Origin of the sequence: Streptomyces sp. IBSBF 3136 (genome assembly GCF_036815105.1) — a bacterium.
GTDB lineage: Bacteria > Actinomycetota > Actinomycetes > Streptomycetales > Streptomycetaceae > Streptomyces.
This window is the reverse complement of record NZ_JAJSZC010000179.1, coordinates 1-16,428: the sequence shown is the minus strand read 5'-3', so window position 1 is coordinate 16,428 and position 16,428 is coordinate 1. Positions and strand designations below refer to the sequence as shown.

General features: G+C 71.0%; 15 protein-coding genes. 6 read left to right on the top strand and 9 right to left on the bottom strand.

The window, feature by feature from the left end; all coding sequences use genetic code 11:
• A partial coding sequence (locus V7E45_RS29895) for an MFS transporter (protein WP_333777324.1) occupies positions 1 to 918 on the top strand: 918 nt, incomplete at its 5' end.
• 15 nt (positions 919 to 933) lie between these two features.
• Here V7E45_RS29895 and V7E45_RS29890 read toward each other — a convergent pair.
• The 6 genes from V7E45_RS29890 to V7E45_RS29865 all read right to left on the bottom strand — a co-directional run bounded on the left by V7E45_RS29890 (position 934) and on the right by V7E45_RS29865 (position 9,185).
• Positions 934 to 2,034, bottom strand: coding sequence for a calcium:proton antiporter (locus V7E45_RS29890; protein WP_333777323.1), 1,101 nt, complete (start codon positions 2,032 to 2,034; stop codon positions 934 to 936).
• Between the two features lie 159 nt (positions 2,035 to 2,193).
• The gene (locus V7E45_RS29885) at positions 2,194 to 3,231 is read right to left on the bottom strand and encodes a TerC family protein (RefSeq protein WP_333777322.1); all 1,038 of its coding nucleotides are present in this window, start codon (positions 3,229 to 3,231) and stop codon (positions 2,194 to 2,196) included.
• A gap of 223 nt (positions 3,232 to 3,454) precedes the next feature.
• Entirely contained in the window at positions 3,455 to 5,332 is a 1,878-nt protein-coding gene (locus tag V7E45_RS29880; protein ID WP_333777321.1) for a TerD family protein, read from the bottom strand.
• Between the two features lie 56 nt (positions 5,333 to 5,388).
• Positions 5,389 to 5,967 (bottom strand): TerD family protein, encoded by a 579-nt coding sequence (locus tag V7E45_RS29875; protein WP_020939345.1) that lies wholly within the window; start codon positions 5,965 to 5,967, stop codon positions 5,389 to 5,391.
• Positions 5,968 to 6,122: 155 nt separating this feature from the next.
• Positions 6,123 to 8,267: an excinuclease ABC subunit UvrB gene (uvrB, locus tag V7E45_RS29870; RefSeq protein ID WP_333777320.1), complete on the bottom strand. Its 2,145-nt coding sequence runs from the start codon at positions 8,265 to 8,267 to the stop codon at positions 6,123 to 6,125.
• 39 nt (positions 8,268 to 8,306) lie between these two features.
• Positions 8,307 to 9,185 (bottom strand): MHYT domain-containing protein, encoded by an 879-nt coding sequence (locus tag V7E45_RS29865; RefSeq protein ID WP_333777319.1) that lies wholly within the window; start codon positions 9,183 to 9,185, stop codon positions 8,307 to 8,309.
• A gap of 279 nt (positions 9,186 to 9,464) precedes the next feature.
• Between V7E45_RS29865 and V7E45_RS29860 the strand changes: the two genes are divergently transcribed.
• On the top strand, positions 9,465 to 10,340 hold the full coding sequence (locus tag V7E45_RS29860) for a glycerophosphodiester phosphodiesterase (RefSeq protein WP_333777318.1): 876 nt from the start codon (positions 9,465 to 9,467) through the stop codon (positions 10,338 to 10,340).
• Positions 10,341 to 10,387: 47 nt separating this feature from the next.
• Complete coding sequence (locus V7E45_RS29855; RefSeq protein ID WP_333777317.1) at positions 10,388 to 10,942, top strand: methylated-DNA--[protein]-cysteine S-methyltransferase; 555 nt, start codon at positions 10,388 to 10,390, stop codon at positions 10,940 to 10,942.
• A 61-nt stretch (positions 10,943 to 11,003) separates the two neighbouring features.
• On the opposite strand, the gene V7E45_RS29850 is transcribed toward V7E45_RS29855, so the two are convergent.
• Positions 11,004 to 11,432 (bottom strand): VOC family protein, encoded by a 429-nt coding sequence (locus V7E45_RS29850; RefSeq protein ID WP_333777316.1) that lies wholly within the window; start codon positions 11,430 to 11,432, stop codon positions 11,004 to 11,006.
• A gap of 99 nt (positions 11,433 to 11,531) precedes the next feature.
• On the opposite strand from V7E45_RS29850, the gene V7E45_RS29845 reads away from it, so the two are divergent.
• Positions 11,532 to 12,440 (top strand): pseudouridine-5'-phosphate glycosidase, encoded by a 909-nt coding sequence (locus V7E45_RS29845; protein WP_333777315.1) that lies wholly within the window; start codon positions 11,532 to 11,534, stop codon positions 12,438 to 12,440.
• Positions 12,437 to 13,354, top strand: a complete 918-nt coding sequence (locus tag V7E45_RS29840; protein WP_333777314.1) for a carbohydrate kinase family protein — start codon at positions 12,437 to 12,439, stop codon at positions 13,352 to 13,354. Before V7E45_RS29845 ends, V7E45_RS29840 begins: the two co-directional genes overlap by 4 nt.
• Positions 13,355 to 13,505: 151 nt before the next feature.
• Here V7E45_RS29840 and V7E45_RS29835 read toward each other — a convergent pair whose 3' ends face one another.
• Positions 13,506 to 14,300 (bottom strand): methyltransferase domain-containing protein, encoded by a 795-nt coding sequence (locus tag V7E45_RS29835; RefSeq protein ID WP_333777313.1) that lies wholly within the window; start codon positions 14,298 to 14,300, stop codon positions 13,506 to 13,508.
• Positions 14,301 to 14,475: 175 nt separating this feature from the next.
• Here V7E45_RS29835 and corA point away from each other — a divergent pair, with 175 nt between their 5' ends.
• Positions 14,476 to 15,603: a magnesium/cobalt transporter CorA gene (gene corA, locus V7E45_RS29830; RefSeq protein ID WP_333777312.1), complete on the top strand. Its 1,128-nt coding sequence runs from the start codon at positions 14,476 to 14,478 to the stop codon at positions 15,601 to 15,603.
• A gap of 140 nt (positions 15,604 to 15,743) precedes the next feature.
• Here the strand turns inward: corA and V7E45_RS29825 are convergent, their stop codons facing one another.
• Entirely contained in the window at positions 15,744 to 16,376 is a 633-nt protein-coding gene (locus tag V7E45_RS29825; RefSeq protein ID WP_333777311.1) for a uridine kinase, read from the bottom strand.
• Between the last annotated feature and the right edge of the window lie 52 nt (positions 16,377 to 16,428).

The following is a 16,428-nucleotide window of genomic DNA, read 5'->3' as shown; positions in this document are numbered from 1 at the left end:
GTGCTCGGCGGGGAGTGGGGCGGGGCGGTGCTGCTGACCGCCGAGCACGCGCCCGCCGGACGGCGCGCCCTGTGGTCGAGCTTCCCTCAGGTGGGGCCCGCGCTGGGCTTCGTGCTCGCCAACGGGTTGATGCTCGCCCTGTCGGCGGGGCTGTCCGAGGCGCAGTTCGCGCAGTGGGGCTGGCGGGTGCCGTTCTGGGCGGCCGCCGTGCCGGCTCTGGCCGGGCTGTGGCTGCGCTCGTCGCTCCCGGAGAGTCCGCGGTTCCTGGAGATCGACGACCACGCGCGCGTGCCGCTCGTCGAGTTGGTACGGCACCACGGGCGGCTGGTGCTGCTGGCCGCCGGGGCGCTGGCCGCCGGGTACGCGGTGTTCTACGCGGTGACGACCTGGTCGCTGGCGTACGCGACGGAGCGGCTCGGGGTGAGCCGTACCGTCATGCTGACCTGCGTCATGGCCGCGGTGGTGGTGAAGGGTGCGCTCACGCCCCTCATGGCGCTGCTCGGGGACCGGTACGGGCGGCGCCCCCTGTGCCTGACGGGGTGTGCGGCCTGCGCGGTGTGGATGCTGCCGATGGTCTCCCTGCTGGCGACCGGCGAGCCGCTGCTGATGTTCCTGGGCATCCTGGGCGCGCTGATCGGCTTCATCACCATGTTCGCGGTGATCGCCGCCTATCTGCCGGAGCTGTTCGAGGCGCGGGTGCGCTGTACGGGTGCCGCGGTCGGCTACAACCTCGGCGGTGTCGTCGGCGGCGCGCTCACCCCGATCGTGGCGACGGCGCTGGCCGCGCACGGCGGGCGTGTCCCGTGGGGTGTGGGTGTCTATCTGACCGGGATCTGCCTGCTCAGCCTCGGCTGCTTCGCGCTGCTTCCGGAGACACGACCGGTGCCGGCGCCTGCGGTGGAGCCGGCGACCGGCTGACCTCGTGGGGCCGTGCTAGGGGTTGATCGCCAGTTCCAGGTAGGCCGCGAACAGCACCAGGTGGACGCCGCCCTGCAGAGGGGTGGCCCGGCCGGGCACCACGGTCAGCGAACTGACCACCACGGTGAGCGCGAGCAGCAGCATGTCCGTGGAGCCGAGGCCGAGTACGAGCGGCCCGGGCAACCAGACGGAGGCGAGGGCGACGGCGGGGATGGTCAGGCCGATGCTGGCCATCGCGGAGCCGAGGGCGAGGTTGAGGCTGGTCTGTACCCGGTCGCGGCGTGCGGAGCGCAGTGCGGCGATCGTCTCGGGGAGCAGCACGAGCAGAGCGATGATCACACCGACGACGGCCTGGTTGAGGCCGGCCGCCTTCACCCCGGACTCGATGGTGGGCGACACACCTTTCGCCAGGCCGACCACGCCGACGAGGGCGAGGCCGAGCAGGCCGAGACTGGTCCAGGCGGTGCGCGCGGAGGGTGCCGCGGCGTGGTGGTCGCCGGTGATGACGTCACCCTGCCGGGTGATCGGCAGGAAGTAGTCGCGGTGCCGCACGGTCTGGGTGGCGACGAACAGGCCGTAGAGGATCAGTGAGGACAGCGCGGCGAACATCAACTGCACGCTGGAGAACTCGGGGCCCGGCTTGCTGGTGGTGAAGGTCGGCAGCACCAGGCTGAGCGTGGCCAGTGTCGCCACCGTGGCCAGGGCGGCGCCGGTGCCCTCGGGGTTGAAGACGGCCGTACCGTGCCGCAGGGAGGCGACCAGGAGACAGAGCCCGACGATGCCGTTGCAGGTGATCATCACGGCGGCGAACACGGTGTCCCGGGCCAGCGTGGCACTCTTGTCGCCGCCGTCGACCATGAGGGTGACGATCAGCGCCACCTCGATGACCGTGACGGCGATGGCGAGGACCAGGGAGCCGAAGGGTTCGCCGACCCGGTGGGCGACCACCTCGGCGTGGTGCACCGCCGCGAGTACGGCGCCCGCAAGGATCAGGGTGACCAGACCGACGACCGCTCCGGGCAGGCCGCGTCCCCAGGTGAAGATCAGCAGGACCACCGCGAGCACCGGCACGAGGACCGTCCACTGCCCCGCGAGCGCCGTGAGCCGTTTGATCATGCCGCGATCGTTGCAGACAGTTACATGATTCGCATTCCGTTCTTTCCGGATCCCGGGTCATCCTTTCCTCTGCGAGTCACCTACTCCTGAACGGGGCACCGGGCGCCGGGCACGGCCGGTGCCCCCAGATCGGGTGATGGTTCACGTCATCTCGCCCGGTCAGGCGTCGACGCTGTTCCTGCTGTCCCTGCTCTCGCCGCTGCCCTTGCCGTCCTCCGCCGAGCCCTCGCCGGTGCCGAGCGCCGCGTCGGCGGCCGCCTCCTTCCTGGTGGCCAGCAGGCTGGTGATCGTCGTGACCACGAGGACCGCGCAGATCACGCCCAGGGAGATCGGGGTGCTGATCTCGGGAACGTGGACGCCGGACTCGTGCAGTGCGTGCAGGACCAGCTTGACGCCGATGAAGCCGAGGATGACCGACAGGCCGTACGACAGGTGGACCAGCTTCTTCAGCAGGCCGCCGATGAGGAAGTACAGCTGGCGCAGGCCCATCAGGGCGAAGGCGTTGGCGGTGAAGACGATGTACGGGTCCTGGGTCAGACCGAAGATCGCGGGGATGGAGTCGAGTGCGAACAGCACGTCCGTGGTGCCTATGGCGAGCATCACGACCAGCATCGGGGTCATGACCCGCTTGCCGTTCTGCTCGATCCAGAGCTTGGTGCCGTGGTAGCGGTCGGCCACACCGAACCTGCGCTCGGCGGCCTTCAGCAGCTTGTTCTCCTCGAACTCCTCGTCCTCGTCGTCGGCGCGGGCCTCCTGGACGAGCTTCCAGGCGGTCCAGATCAGGAAGGCGCCGAAGAGGAAGAACACCCAGGAGAAGCTGGCGATGATCGCCGCTCCGGCCGCGATGAACACGGCCCGCAGGACCAGGGCTATGAGGACGCCGACGAGCAGCACCCGCTGCTGATACTGGGAGGGCACCGCGAACTTCGCCATGATCAGGACGAAGACGAAGAGGTTGTCGACGCTCAGCGACTTCTCGGTGATGAAGCCCGCGAAGAACTCGCCGGCCGGCTGTCCGCCGCCGAAGAGGAACAGGCCCAGCCCGAAGAGGCCGGCCAGGGCGATCCAGACGACGGTCCAGATGCCCGCTTCCTTGATCGACACGTCATGGGGCTTGCGCCCGATGAAGAAGTCGACCGCGATCAGGGCGGCGAGACCCACGATGGTCAGGACCCACAGGGTCATGGAGACTTCCATTGCACCTCCGGCAATACGTCATGGCGAACACGTTCGCGTGGTCACTGCCGGAGGTCTCTTCCACCCGGGGCGGGCCGACGCCCCGGGATCCACCTCGGTCCGTACTGACGGGTGCGTCGCAGTCAGGGAGTACTCCCCTCCGTGCGGAAAACAGTACCCCAATCACCAAGGAAAGGTAAAGCAGTAGGTAAAGAAGCTTCCAAAATTGCAGCTCAGAGGCGCTTTACTTGCCCTTGGTTCGGGCTTCTGTCAGCTCCGTGAGCACCTGCACCAGCACCCTGCTCCCAGGCGGCACGAGGCAGGGCTCGTACGTCCAGGCGTGGCCGACCCACGGGTCGGCGAGGTGGTCGTCCGGCACGGGGGTGAGTCGCATGAGCGAACGCCACAGCGGGTCGAGCAACGGGCCGTAGGCCTCGGCGTCCTCGCGGTCCGCCACCATCATCAGGTGCACACCGACGGCCGGTCCCTCGTCGGCGAGATAGCGCAGCCTGGTCACGGCCCGGTCGTCGAAGCCGTGCGGGAAGTCGTTGACGATCAGCAACTGCTGGGCGGTGTCGACGTCGGGCGGCAGCGCTTCGGCGGCGCCGCCGCGGACCGCCATCTGCGTGAGGTCGACCCGCCGGGTCAGCCGCTCCAGCACCTCCGTCACGCCCGCCGCTCCCCTCGCGGGCGGGCCCGCCACAGCACCCGTGCCGGTCAGCGGCATCAGTGCCTCGGCGCCGGCTCCGGCCGGGTCGACGACCTGGACGGCGAACTCCCCCGCCGGGTGGACGGCGAGCAGCCGGGCCGCGAGCGCCACCGCGCTCTCCATGGCCAGTCGACGTGTGGAGGCGGAGTCGTGGAAGGTGTCGTCGGGCCCCTCCAGGGGCCCGCTGTCGATCCACAGCCCGCGCTCCAGCGGCAGCCTGGCCAGCAGCGGAATGCGCAGCAGGGGGTTCTCGGGGAGGCAGAGATCGCCGAGCCGCAGGGCCATCGGCGGCTCGGCCGGTACCCGGTAGCCGTGCCAGACGGGGTTGTCCCAGCGGGCGTAGGCCGGTGGGAGAGCCGGCTCGACGACTTCGGACTCGGCGGTGAGCTGGGCGAGGTCACGGTCGAAGGCGGCCCGTGCCTGGTCGGTGAGCTGGGTGTGCCGGGCCTGGGCCGCCTCGCGCGCGGCGTCTCCCGCAGCGCCGAGCCGGTTGCGCGGATCGGCCAGGACCTGGTCGAGCTCCTTCTCCAGCCGGGAGTCGGCGAAGTCGACGGCGCTGCGGTACGCGGCCGTGGTGCGGGCCAGGTCCTCGAACATGCCCCAGACCTGGTTGTACAGCCGCTCCTCCATCGACCAGCCGACCGCGTCGCCCGCCACCGGCGGCGCGGGCTGCCCGTCCGGGACCGGCGCCTCCGAGGACAGGGACGGTGCGGAGCCGGCAGGGCGGCGGGGGTGGCTGTAGTCGATCGGGCCGCCTGTTGACCACCCGTCCTCCGGCTGCCGGGCATCGGGCGAAGCCGCCTGCTGCCGCGCGGTGGGGCCGGAAGCGTCCTGGGACCGCGGCGCCGGAACCGCGCGGGCGAGGCTCGCGGTCACCGCTTCCTGGATGGCCGCGGCGAGTTCCTCGGCCCCGGGCAGGCCCTGGTCGGCGAGGAGCGCGGGGAGGCCCCGAGCGTAGCCCTGGCCCACCGCGCGGACCTTCCAGGCATCATGCCTGCGGTACAGCTCCAGGGCGACGACGGCCGACTCCGCGTCCAGGCCGGTGAGGGTGAAGCGGGCGATCTCGGTGCCGTCCGGGGTGGTGACCGCGGTCCGCGGGGCAGCGACCGCGCCGAACCGGAGGGCGCCCCCGGGCTGCGTGGGCAGCGCGAGGACGACCGAGACGCGGTGGACCGCCTCCGGGAGGGCGGCCAGGTCGACGGCGAGCCGGTGGTCGGCTGCGGCCTGCCCGGACACCTCGATCCCGGGCAGGGTGGGGGCGCCGGGGTGGGCCACCCACTGGGCGCCGCGCACGGTGCCGTGCTCGTCGCCGAGCGCGGCACCCACGAGGACCGGCACGCCGGCGGAGACCCGGATCTCCACCCGGACCTGGGACAGCGGGTGGTTCTGCCCCCGCACCAGCTCGGCCGTCATCGCCGTCGCCCCCCTGTGTCGTGTGGTCGTGCGCTGCGCCGTGCCGGGCGGTCGTCCTACAGGTGCGGCAGGATCGTCGGCATCAGGTCCTGGAAGGTGCGGCCCTTGGCGGGCTCGCCGAGGGCGGTCATCGTCCAGCCCGAGCCCACGCGGTGCACCTTGGCCATGATCTGGGCGGTGTACGCGCCGCCGCCGGCCAGCGTGTAGCGGGCGAGTTCCTGGCCGTTGGTCTCGTCCACGAGGCGGCAGAACGCGTTCTGCACCTCCTGGAACGTCTGGCCGGTGAAGGAGTTCACGGTGAAGACGATCTGGTCGATGTGGACCGGCACCCGCTGCAGGTCGACCAGGATGGCCTCGTCGTCGCCGCCCTGGCCGGAGCCGCCGACGAGGTTGTCGCCGGTGTGGCGCACGGAGCCGTCGTCGCTGACCAGGTGGCGGAAGAAGACGACGTCGACCGGCTGCTTCTCGGCGAAGAGGACGGCCGAGGCGTCCAGATCGATCTCTTGCGTGCGCGAGCCGAACAGGCCCCGGCGCTTCGCCGCCTGCCAGCCGAGACCCATGCGGACCGCGGTCAGGGTGGCGCCGTCCTTCTTCTCCAGGCTGATGGCCTGACCCTTGGACAGATTGACGGTCACGGCTGTCTTCCCCTCTCGTTTCCCCTGTTGCCGCGCAGCGCGCGGTTGCCCAGAACCCTACGCAGGGGCACCGACAGTGCCGAACCCCGGCCCGCGGTTTGTGTCGGTGTTGCAACACAGCGCACTGGTGCCGGGGTTCGTCGGGTCGTCGGGGGTCAGGCGATGCCGGCCTCCCGCATCTGGCGCAGTTCCTTCTTCATCTCGGAGACCTCGTCGCGCAGCCGGGCGGCGATCTCGAACTTCAGCTCGGCGGCGGCGGCCCGCATGCGGTCCGTCATCTCCTCGATCTGCTCGGCGAGCTCGGCCGCGGGACGGTCCGTCGGCACCGTAGCCGTCTTGCCCTTGGCGGCCTTGCCCGCCTTCGCACCCTTGAGCGTCTTGCCGCCCAGCGACGGTACCGGCGCCTTGGCACCCTTGCCGTCCTTGAGGTTGCGGTAGCCGCTGCCGAGGAGCTGTTCGGTGTCGACGTCCTCGCGGGCGATCTGCGCGACGATGTCGTTGATCTTCTTGCGCAGCGGCTGTGGGTCGATGCCGTTGGCCTTGTTGTAGGCGACCTGCTTCTCCCGGCGGCGGTTGGTCTCGTCGATGGCCTTCTCCATCGCCGGGGTGATCTTGTCGGCGTACATGTGGACCTGACCGGAGACGTTGCGCGCCGCGCGGCCGATGGTCTGGATGAGGGAGGTCCCGGAGCGCAGGAAGCCCTCCTTGTCGGCGTCGAGGATGGCCACCAGGGACACCTCGGGCAGGTCGAGGCCTTCGCGCAGGAGGTTGATGCCGACGAGGACGTCGAACTCGCCGGCGCGCAGCTCGCGCAGCAGCTCGACCCGGCGCAGGGTGTCGACGTCGCTGTGCAGATAGCGCACCTGGATGCCCATTTCCAGGAAGTAGTCGGTGAGGTCCTCGGCCATCTTCTTGGTGAGCGTGGTGACCAGGACGCGCTCGTCCTTCTCGGTACGGGTGCGGATCTCGTGCACCAGGTCGTCGATCTGGCCCTCGGTGGGCTTGACGACGACCTCCGGGTCGACCAGGCCGGTCGGGCGGATGATCTGCTCGACGACGCCGTCCCCGCGGGACAGCTCATAGGCGCCCGGGGTCGCCGACAGGTAGACGGTCTGCCCGATCCGCTCCTGGAACTCCTCCCACTTCAGGGGGCGGTTGTCCAGCGCGGAGGGCAGCCGGAAGCCGTGGTCGACGAGCGTGCGCTTACGGGAGGCGTCACCCTCGTACATGGCGCCGATCTGCGGCACCGTGACGTGCGACTCGTCGATGACGAGCAGGAAGTCGTCCGGGAAGTAGTCCAGCAGGGTGTTGGGCGGGGAGCCCGGCAGGCGGCCGTCGAAGTGCATCGAGTAGTTCTCCACGCCGGAGCAGGTGCCGATCTGGCGGAGCATCTCGAGGTCGTAGGTGGTGCGCATCCGCAGGCGCTGGGCCTCCAGCAGCTTGCCCTGCTTCTCCAGCTCGGCCAGCCGCTCCCCCATCTCCTTCTCGATGTCGTTGACGGCCCGCTCCATGCGCTCGGGTCCGGCGACGTAGTGGGAGGCGGGGAAGACGTACAGCTGCTGGTCGTCGCTGATGATCTCGCCGGTGATGGGGTGGAGCGTGGACAGCGCCTCGATCTCGTCGCCGAACATCTCGATGCGGACGGCCAGCTCCTCGTAGACCGGGAAGATCTCGATGGTGTCGCCGCGCACCCGGAAGGTGCCGCGGCTGAAGGCCACGTCGTTGCGCGTGTACTGGATGTCGACGAAGCGGCGCAGCAGCTGGTCGCGGTCGATCTCGTCGCCGACCCGGAGGGGCACCATGCGGTCCACGTACTCCTGCGGCGTGCCCAGGCCGTAGATGCAGGACACCGAGGCGACCACGATGACGTCGCGGCGGGTGAGCAGGGAGTTCGTCGCCGAGTGGCGCAGGCGCTCGACCTCCTCGTTGATCGAGGAGTCCTTCTCGATGTAGGTGTCCGACTGCGGGACGTAGGCCTCTGGCTGGTAGTAGTCGTAGTACGAGACGAAGTACTCGACCGCGTTGTTCGGGAGGAGCTCGCGGAACTCGTTGGCCAGCTGGGCGGCCAGTGTCTTGTTCGGCGCCATCACGAGGGTGGGGCGCTGGAGCTTCTCGATCATCCACGCGGTGGTGGCGGACTTGCCGGTGCCGGTCGCGCCCAGCAGGACGACGTCCTTCTCACCCGCCTCGATGCGCTTGGCCAGGTCGGCGATGGCCGCCGGCTGGTCGCCGCTGGGCTGGTAGGGACTGACGACCTCGAAGGGCGCCACCGTGCGTTCGATGTGAGAAACGGGCCGCATGGCATCAACCGTACGACCCCGCACTGACAACGGTCCCGATCAGCGGTTCTGCGGGGTGCCGGACGCGTGGTACCGCTCGCGCGTGACCGGTCGGCGGGCGGTGTGCGGCTGCGGCCTGCGGTCCTGGTGGGAGGGCACGGCGGCGGCCGGGACACCCGGCTTCTCCTCGACGGGGGTGCGGGCCTGCCTCCCCGCGATCATCGATGGGTCGCGCATCACGACGACGCCGGCGAGAAGCAGGAAGGCGAGCGGGCCGATGAGCATCGGCGCGAGCAAGCCGGCCCCGGAGCCGCTCGCGGCGACCTCGGGAGGGGTGTGGAGATGGACGTCGAGTGCGGCCATGCCGGTGTAGTGCATGCCGCTGACGGCGAGGCCCATCACGAGGCTCGCGCCCACGCTCCACAGGAAGCCCCGGACGCGGCCCGCCGCCCACAGGGCGGCCGTGGCGGCCACGACCGCTATGACGACGGAGGCGGCGACGGTGAGCGTGTTGTACGTGAACCGGCCGTCGAAGTGCATGCCGGCCATGCCCAGGTAGTGCATCGAGGCGACGCCCAGACCGGTGATCGTGCCGCCGGTGAACAGCGCGGTGCCGGTGGCGCCCCGGTAGCCGACGATGAAGATCCCGACGCCCACCATGACGATGGCCAGGGCGAGGCTCGCGTAGGTGATCGGCTGGTCGTAGTGGATCGGCGTCTCCCTGATGCTGAAGCCGATCATGGCGACGAAGTGCATGGTCCAGATGCCGGAGCCGATCGCGGCCGAGCCGAGGGCCAGCCAGGCGGGCCGCCTGGAGTGCGTGACCAGCAGGGATCTGGTGGTGCAGCGCAGGCCGAGGGCGCCACCGAGGCAGGCCATCAGATAGGCCACCAACGGGGTGACGGCCCCGTAACTGAATCCGTCGACCGTGCCCTGCATGCGCGGCTGCCCTTCCGCCCTGTTACGTCCCGGAATATCTGAAATGTGCCCCCGTCCCAGGACCGCGGGGGCCACCAGGGTTGACGCTGAGAGTATGACCCCCACCGGAATGGTCGAACGATTTTCCGGCAAAGAAACACGGCCTTGCCCCACTTGTGCGGCACTCGTGAGCGGACTTGAACGGTGCCGTTCATGGTGTGGCCGCTCTGCGCACGCGTGCCACTGACTCTCTGCTGTCAAGCTGGTGCTGTCGGTAATCGATCGACGCGAGGAGTCCGCATGTACGCGCGCGCAGTCGCCGCCACGACCACCGCGATCCTGGGGACGGCAGCCCTGCTGACCCCCATCTCAGCGGCCGAGGCCCGGACGGGCGAGGTCGACCGTCCCACGGTGGTCGCACACCGTGGTGCCTCGGCCTACGCCCCCGAAAATACGCTCGCTTCCATCGACAAGGCGGCGAAGCTCGGCTTCACCTGGGTGGAGAACGACGTGCAGCGCACCAAGGACGGGGAACTGGTCGTCATCCACGACGACAGCTTGCGCCGCACGACCGACGTGGAGAAGGTGTTCCCGGACCGGGCGCCCTGGAAGGTGAAGGACTTCACCGCCGCAGAGATCGCCCGGCTGGACGCCGGCAGCTGGTTCTCCCCCGCCTACGCGGGCACGCGGGTGCCGACGCTCGAGCAGTACATGCGCCGGGTCGAGCGCAACCACGAGAAGCTGCTGCTGGAGATCAAGAACCCGGAGCTCTATCCCGGCATCGAGCAGCAGACGCTGAAGCTGCTCGGCAACGAGGGCTGGCTGGGCCCCCGGCACCTCGACCGGCTGATCGTCCAGAGCTTCAGCGCCGACTCCGTACGGATCGTGCACGAGCTGAGGCCGGCCGTCACCACCGCCTACCTCGGCAGGCCGCCCGTCGGGCAGCTGCCCGAGTACGCGCACTTCACCGATCTGATCAATCCCTCGTACGGGTCGATCTCCGGCGCCTACGTCTCCGCGGTGCACACCTTCACCGGACCGCACGGCAAAACGCTCGGCGTGTTCGCCTGGACGGTGGACGACCCGGCCACCGCCTGGCAGGTGGCGGGCTACGGCGTCGACGGGCTCATCACCAACCGGCCCGACGTGGTCAGGGCCGCCCTGGGGACGGACTGAGCCCCGGGCCGGCGGGCGTTGTCAGCGGCGGGTCGTACGGTGGGCCCATGGACAGCCATGGGCAGGACGAGCAGCGGGTCGTGTGGGCCGTCGTGGACACCTGCATCGGCCCGCTGATGCTGGCGGCGACCCGCGAGGGACTGGTCAACGTGGTCTTCCACGCCTCGGACCCGGTGCGCGAGCGCGCCCTGGAGCGGCTGGCGGCCCGGCTGGGCACGGAACCCGCCGAGGACCCGGACGCGCCGGTGCTGGCGGAGGCCATACGACAGCTGAAGGGCTACTTCGCGGGCGATCGCCACGACTTCGACCTGCCCCTGGACTGGTCGCTGATCTCGGGCTTCAACCGCCAGGTGCTGCGCGAGCTGGCCTCCGGCGTCCCGTACGGCACGGTGGTGGGGTACGGCGATCTTGCCGGCCGGGTGGGACAGCCGGGCGGCGCGCAGGCGGTGGGCGCCGCGATGGGCGCCAACCCGCTGCCGGTCGTCGTGCCGTGCCACCGGGTGGTGGAGAGCGACGGCGGCATAGGCGGCTTCGGGGGCGGGCTGGAGGCCAAGCGGAAGCTGCTCGCCCTGGAGGGCGTGCTGCCCGAGCTGCTGTTCTGACCGTCCCGGGCGCGGCCTTCGTGACGCCCGGGACGAGGTTCTCCCGCCGTCCGAGGCGCGGCTACGTGTAGTGCCGTACCTCGAGGACGTTGCCGTCGGGGTCCCGGAAGTAGAAGTTGCGGGTGGCCGTGCCGCGGGCGCCGAAGGAGTCGTGTCCGATGTCGGTCATGGGGACGTCGTGGGCGGCCAGGCGGGCGCGCAGGGCGTCGAAACCGGCCGGCGACAGCGACAGGCAGACGTGGTTCACGGGATGGCCCGCGCTGCCGGCGGAACCGGGCAGCATGTCCATGCGCGGCGCCAGGCCGTACGGCGCGAGGTCCAGGATGGTCTCCTCATTGACGCGCACCGAGGGGAACGAGACCTTCCCCTCGGCGAACTCGTCGACCCTCAGGGGTTCGAGGCCGACGGAATCCCGGTAGAAGCGGGCCGCCGCGACCGGGTCGGTCACCCACAGCACCACATGGTCGAGACGGACGGTGTGGTCGGTCATGCCGTCCAGGCTGGTGGCATCCCCCACAGACGGCAAGCGTTTAGCCGGAGGTGCCGCCCGCCAGAGATGAGGAAGGACCGACGGACAGGAGGCGGGCGCGTGGTGCTGGTGGTGTCGCAGGAAGTCCGGGAGGCGATCGACGCGCGGCGGCCGGTGGTGGCGCTGGAGTCCACCATCATCGCGCACGGGCTGCCCAGGCCGCGCAACCTCCAGGTGGCGCTGGAGCTGGAGGACGTGGTGCGGCGGGAGGGCGCCGTCCCGGCCACCATCGCCGTCCTGGACGGCCACCCGCACATCGGCCTCGACAAGACACAACTGGAACGGGTCGCCAACGAGGACGGCATCCGCAAGCTGGGCCACCGCGACCTGCCGCCCGCCGTGGCGGCGGGCGCCAGCGGGGCTACCACGGTGTCGGCGACGGCACAGCTCGCGGCACTCGCGGGCGTCCGGGTGTTCGCCACGGGCGGGCTGGGGGGCGTACACCGGCAGTGGACGGTGACCCAGGACGAGTCAGCCGACCTCGGCCTGCTGGCACGGACCAGGATCACGGTGGTGTGCGCGGGCGTGAAGTCGATTCTGGACGTGCCCGCGACCCTCCAGCGCCTCGAGACGCTGGGCGTGACCGTCGCCGGGTACGGCACCGACCGGTTCCCCGGCTTCTACCTGTCCGACTCCGGACACCCCGTCGACTGGACGCTGGACAGCCCGGAGCAGGTCGCCGAGGTGATGCGGGCACAGGACGCGCTGGACGCCCCGGACGCGGCCCTGATCGTCGCCAATCCCGTCCCGGAGGAGCAGCAGCTCGACCCCGAACTGCACGCGCGTGTGCTCGCCGGCGCCCTGCGTGCCTGCGAGGAGGACGGCGTCACCGGCCAGGCGGTCACACCGTTCCTCCTCGACCATCTGGTCCGGCACACGGACGGGGCCTCGCTGGAGGCCAACCTGGCGGCGGTGCGCGGAAATGTGCGGCTGGCGGCCCGGATCGCCACGGCGTGGACGAGGGGGTGACCGAGGGCAGGGGCGGCGCGCTGCTGGTCGTCGGGGACGTCGTCACCGACGTCGTGGCCCGGCACCGGGGCCCGCTGGCCACGGGCACGGACACGGCCGCCACGATCCGTACCCTGCCGGGCGGCGCGGGCGCCAACGTGGCCTGCTGGGCCGCCCACATGGGCTGTCCGGACGTACGGCTGCTGGGGCGGGTGGGCGCGGACGCGGCGCAGTGGCACGAGCGGGAACTGGTGGCGGCCGGGGTACGGCCCCGGCTGGTGGTCGATACGGAGGCGACCACCGGGACGGTGATCTGCCTCGTCGACACGGGCGCGTCGGCCGAGCGCACCTTCCTGACCGACAGCGGCGCCTCCTTGCGGCTCGAACCCGCCGACTGGTCCGACGCGTTGCTCGACGGTGTCGCCCGGCTGCACCTGTCGGGCTACCTGCTGTTCTCGCAGCCGAGCCGGGCGCTGGCCGAGGTCGCTCTCGCCGCGGCACGCGCGCGTGGCGTACGGGTCAGCCTGGACCCGGCGTCCGCGGGGTTCCTCGGGGAGTTCGGTGTGGACCGTTTCCTCGCCTTCGCGGAGGGACTGGACGTGCTGCTGCCCAGCCGGGACGAGGCGTGTCTGCTGACCGGGCTGACCGAACCGGGCGATGCGGCCGCCAAGTTGAGCCGGCTGGTCCCGCTGGTGGTCGCCAAGGCGGGTCCGGCCGGAGCGCTGGTGGCCCGCGCCGGAACGGTGCTCGCCCAGCTTCCCGCCGTGGCGGCGGTCCCGCTGGACACCACGGGCGCCGGTGACGCCTTCACCGGCGCGTTCCTCGCCGCCCTGCTCGCGGGCGCAGATCCGCGGGAGGCGGCGGCCCTCGGCTGCGAGGCGGGGGCCCGCGCGGTGGAGCGGGTGGGCGGCAGACCACCGCACCGGGATACCTGAGCCCGTCGCACCGGCGGCGAATGCGGGACGGTCGCGCGGCCGCCCCGCACTCGACGGCGCTGTGCGCGCACGGCGGCACCTGCGCATGACACCGCTTGGGCACCCGGCCCGGGCACTTGGGCACCCGGCCTCGGCATCTGGGCACCCGGTCTCAGCGCTTGCGCCCCCACGCCGAGATCATCGGCGCGGTGGCCAGGTCCATCCCGCCGGCCGCCACATTGGCCAGGTGCCGGTCGATGTCCTCGTCAGTGGCGAGGCCCGCGGCGACCAGACGGCCACGGATCTGACGGACCGTGGCGGACTCGAGGGCCGTGCAGGCGGGTGAGGTCATGGGGAAGTAGGCGTCGGCCCGGACGTCGTCGAGTCCGGCCTCCCGGAGCAGGCGCGGCAGCCTGCGACCGTACGACAGGTCCGCCCCGCGTTCGGCGAGCAGTTCGCGGAAACCCCGCCGCAGTCGGTTGGCGAGCCGCTGTTCGGGGCCGTGCTCGTCGGGGCAGGTCAGGGGCTGGAGGGCCGGGTCCGCGTCCTCGATCAGCAGCATCCCGCCGGGCCGCAGCGCGCTGATCATCGAGCGCAACGCCTTGTCACGGTCCCGGACATGGACGAGGACCAGCCGGGCATGCACCACGTCGAAGCCGTCGCCCGGCGGCTCCTGCGCGCCCACGTCGTGCACGAGCACCTCGACGGGTGGACGAGCCACGGAGGCCAGCCGCGAGGTGTCGATGTCGGTCGCCACGACGCGGCCGGTAAGCCCGACCCGGTCGGCGAGCCACGACACCACCGACGTGCCGCCGGCCCCGACCTCCCAGCACCGCAGGCCCGGAGCGAGCCCAAGTCCTACCAGGTGCCGGAACGTCGTGGGATCGAAGAGGGAGGCGAAGGCGTCGAAGCGTTCCTGCGCCTCACTCTGCTGGTTGCGCAGGAGGTACCCATCGGATGGTTCCATGTCCCGATCATCCCGGTCGCCCCCTCCGTCAGGCGCTTCCGACGCCTCGTCCACAGGCGGGAACCAAGCGGAACGAACCGTTCCCACAAGCCCACTCGCGCCGTTCGCCGGACTGGCACACTTGCCGGACAGGCGCGAAGGCGATGCGCGAGGAGAGCCACGCGAGGAGATCCGGATGTCCATGGCAGGGAATCTGCGCAAGGTCACGGGGCTGGGCAAGGTCGGCGGTCTGCGCAAGGTCGCGCGGCTGGCCCGGCGGCACCCGCGCGTCGACCTGAGCCACCCCGCCCGGTCACCGCTGGGTTCCTCGGTCGTCAACTGCGTGACGTATCAGGACGGTGCCCGGGTGCCGGGGTGCACCGATCTGGTGGACGCCGTGGAGATGGTACGCAAGAGCGGTGAGGGTTTCGTGTGGCTGGGGCTGCACGAACCGACGGACAGCGAGTTCACCGACATCGCCGAGCTGTTCGACCTGCATCCGCTGGCGGTGGAGGACGCGGTGGAAGCCCACCAGCGCCCGAAGCTCGAGCGGTACGGGGAGACGCTCTTCGCGGTGTTCAAAACCGTCTGCTACGTGGAGCACGAGCAGCTGACGGCGACGAGCGAGGTGGTCGACACCGGCGAGATCATGGTGTTCGTCGGCGAGGACTTCGTCGTCACCGTACGGCACGGACGGCACGGTTCCCTGGGCCCGTTGCGTGAGGAGCTGGAAGCCGATCCGCAGCAGCTCGCCAAGGGGCCGGCCGCGGTCCTGCACGCGCTCGCCGACCACGTGGTGGACGACTACCTGACCGTCACGGACGCGGTACAGGCCGACATCGACCAGGTCGAGACGGACGTGTTCTCGGAGAACGGCGCACGGGCCGATCCCGGGCGCATCTACCAGCTCAAGCGCGAACTCCTGGAGCTGAAGAGGGCGGTGATGCCGCTCGCCCGCCCGGTGGAGGACCTGGCGACCCGGCCGATCCGGGTGATCGACCCGGAGATACAGGCTTACTTCAGGGACGTGCTGGACCACCTGATGCGGGCCAAGGAGCAGATAGCCGCGTTCGACGAACTGCTCAACTCCATCCTGCAGGCGCACCTCGCCCAGGTGACGGTCGCGCAGAACGAGGACATGCGGAGGATCACGGCCTGGGCGGCGGTGATCGCCGTCCCGACGATGGTCTGTGGCGTCTACGGCATGAACTTCACGTACATGCCCGAACTGCACTGGCGGCTGGGCTATCCGCTGGTCATGGGAGTGATGGCGGCGGCCTGCTTCGCGCTGTACCGGGGCTTCCGACGCAACGGATGGCTCTGAGAGGCACGTTGACGTCATTGCCTTCGGTGAAGCTCGCGGGTCCACTGCTCGCGGGGTGACGGCGCCGCTTGCGGGGGTCACTGCGCCAGTCGCACCGGGGCGCCGACTCATCGCCGGCCGGTTCTGTCGGGCCGGGCGGGTCAGCCGTTCCAGGCGGGGTGCCGTGGATCGTCGGCCCGGACGAGGACGTCCGCCGTTCCGGCCGGATCGGTCTCGCCCTCGTAGCGTTCGAAGGCGGGGAGCGTCCAGTGGTCGGCCTCCGGGGTACGGCGGCGCAGGGCTCCCGGGGAGAGGAGGACGTGCACGGTCAGGTCGAAGGGGAACCAGTGCCGCAGCAGGAGGGGGCCATGGAGCAACAGACAGCCGCCGGCCGGTAGGGAGACGTAGGGACTGCGGGTGGCCCGGTCGGTGTCGGGGTCCCAGAGGTCGGGCAGGACGCGGCCGCTGCCGCCGGGGTCGAGGGGCGTGAAGACCTCGCGCCACAGGGCGCTGGTGTCGAACCAGCCGCTGTAGTAGGACTCGATGTCCCGTCGCCCGTACTCCAGACGGACGGAGGCGGGGCGCAGGAAGCCTTCGGTGCCGACGACCAGTGAGGGCCGTCCGCGCACCCGCAGCGCTTCGGCCACGCGCTCGGCGAGGTCTCCGGGACGGGCGGCCGGCGCACCGTCGAAGCCGACGCGCGGCCAGGCACCCCCGTCGGCCGGCTCCAGGTCCAGCAGCCGGTCGGCCAGCAGCTCGGCGAGCCGGTCCCAGGTGATCGCTTCGAGTCGCACAGGGCCCATGATGCCGGGTGGGCCGGGGCGACGGCGGAGGGAGGGCGAGGAG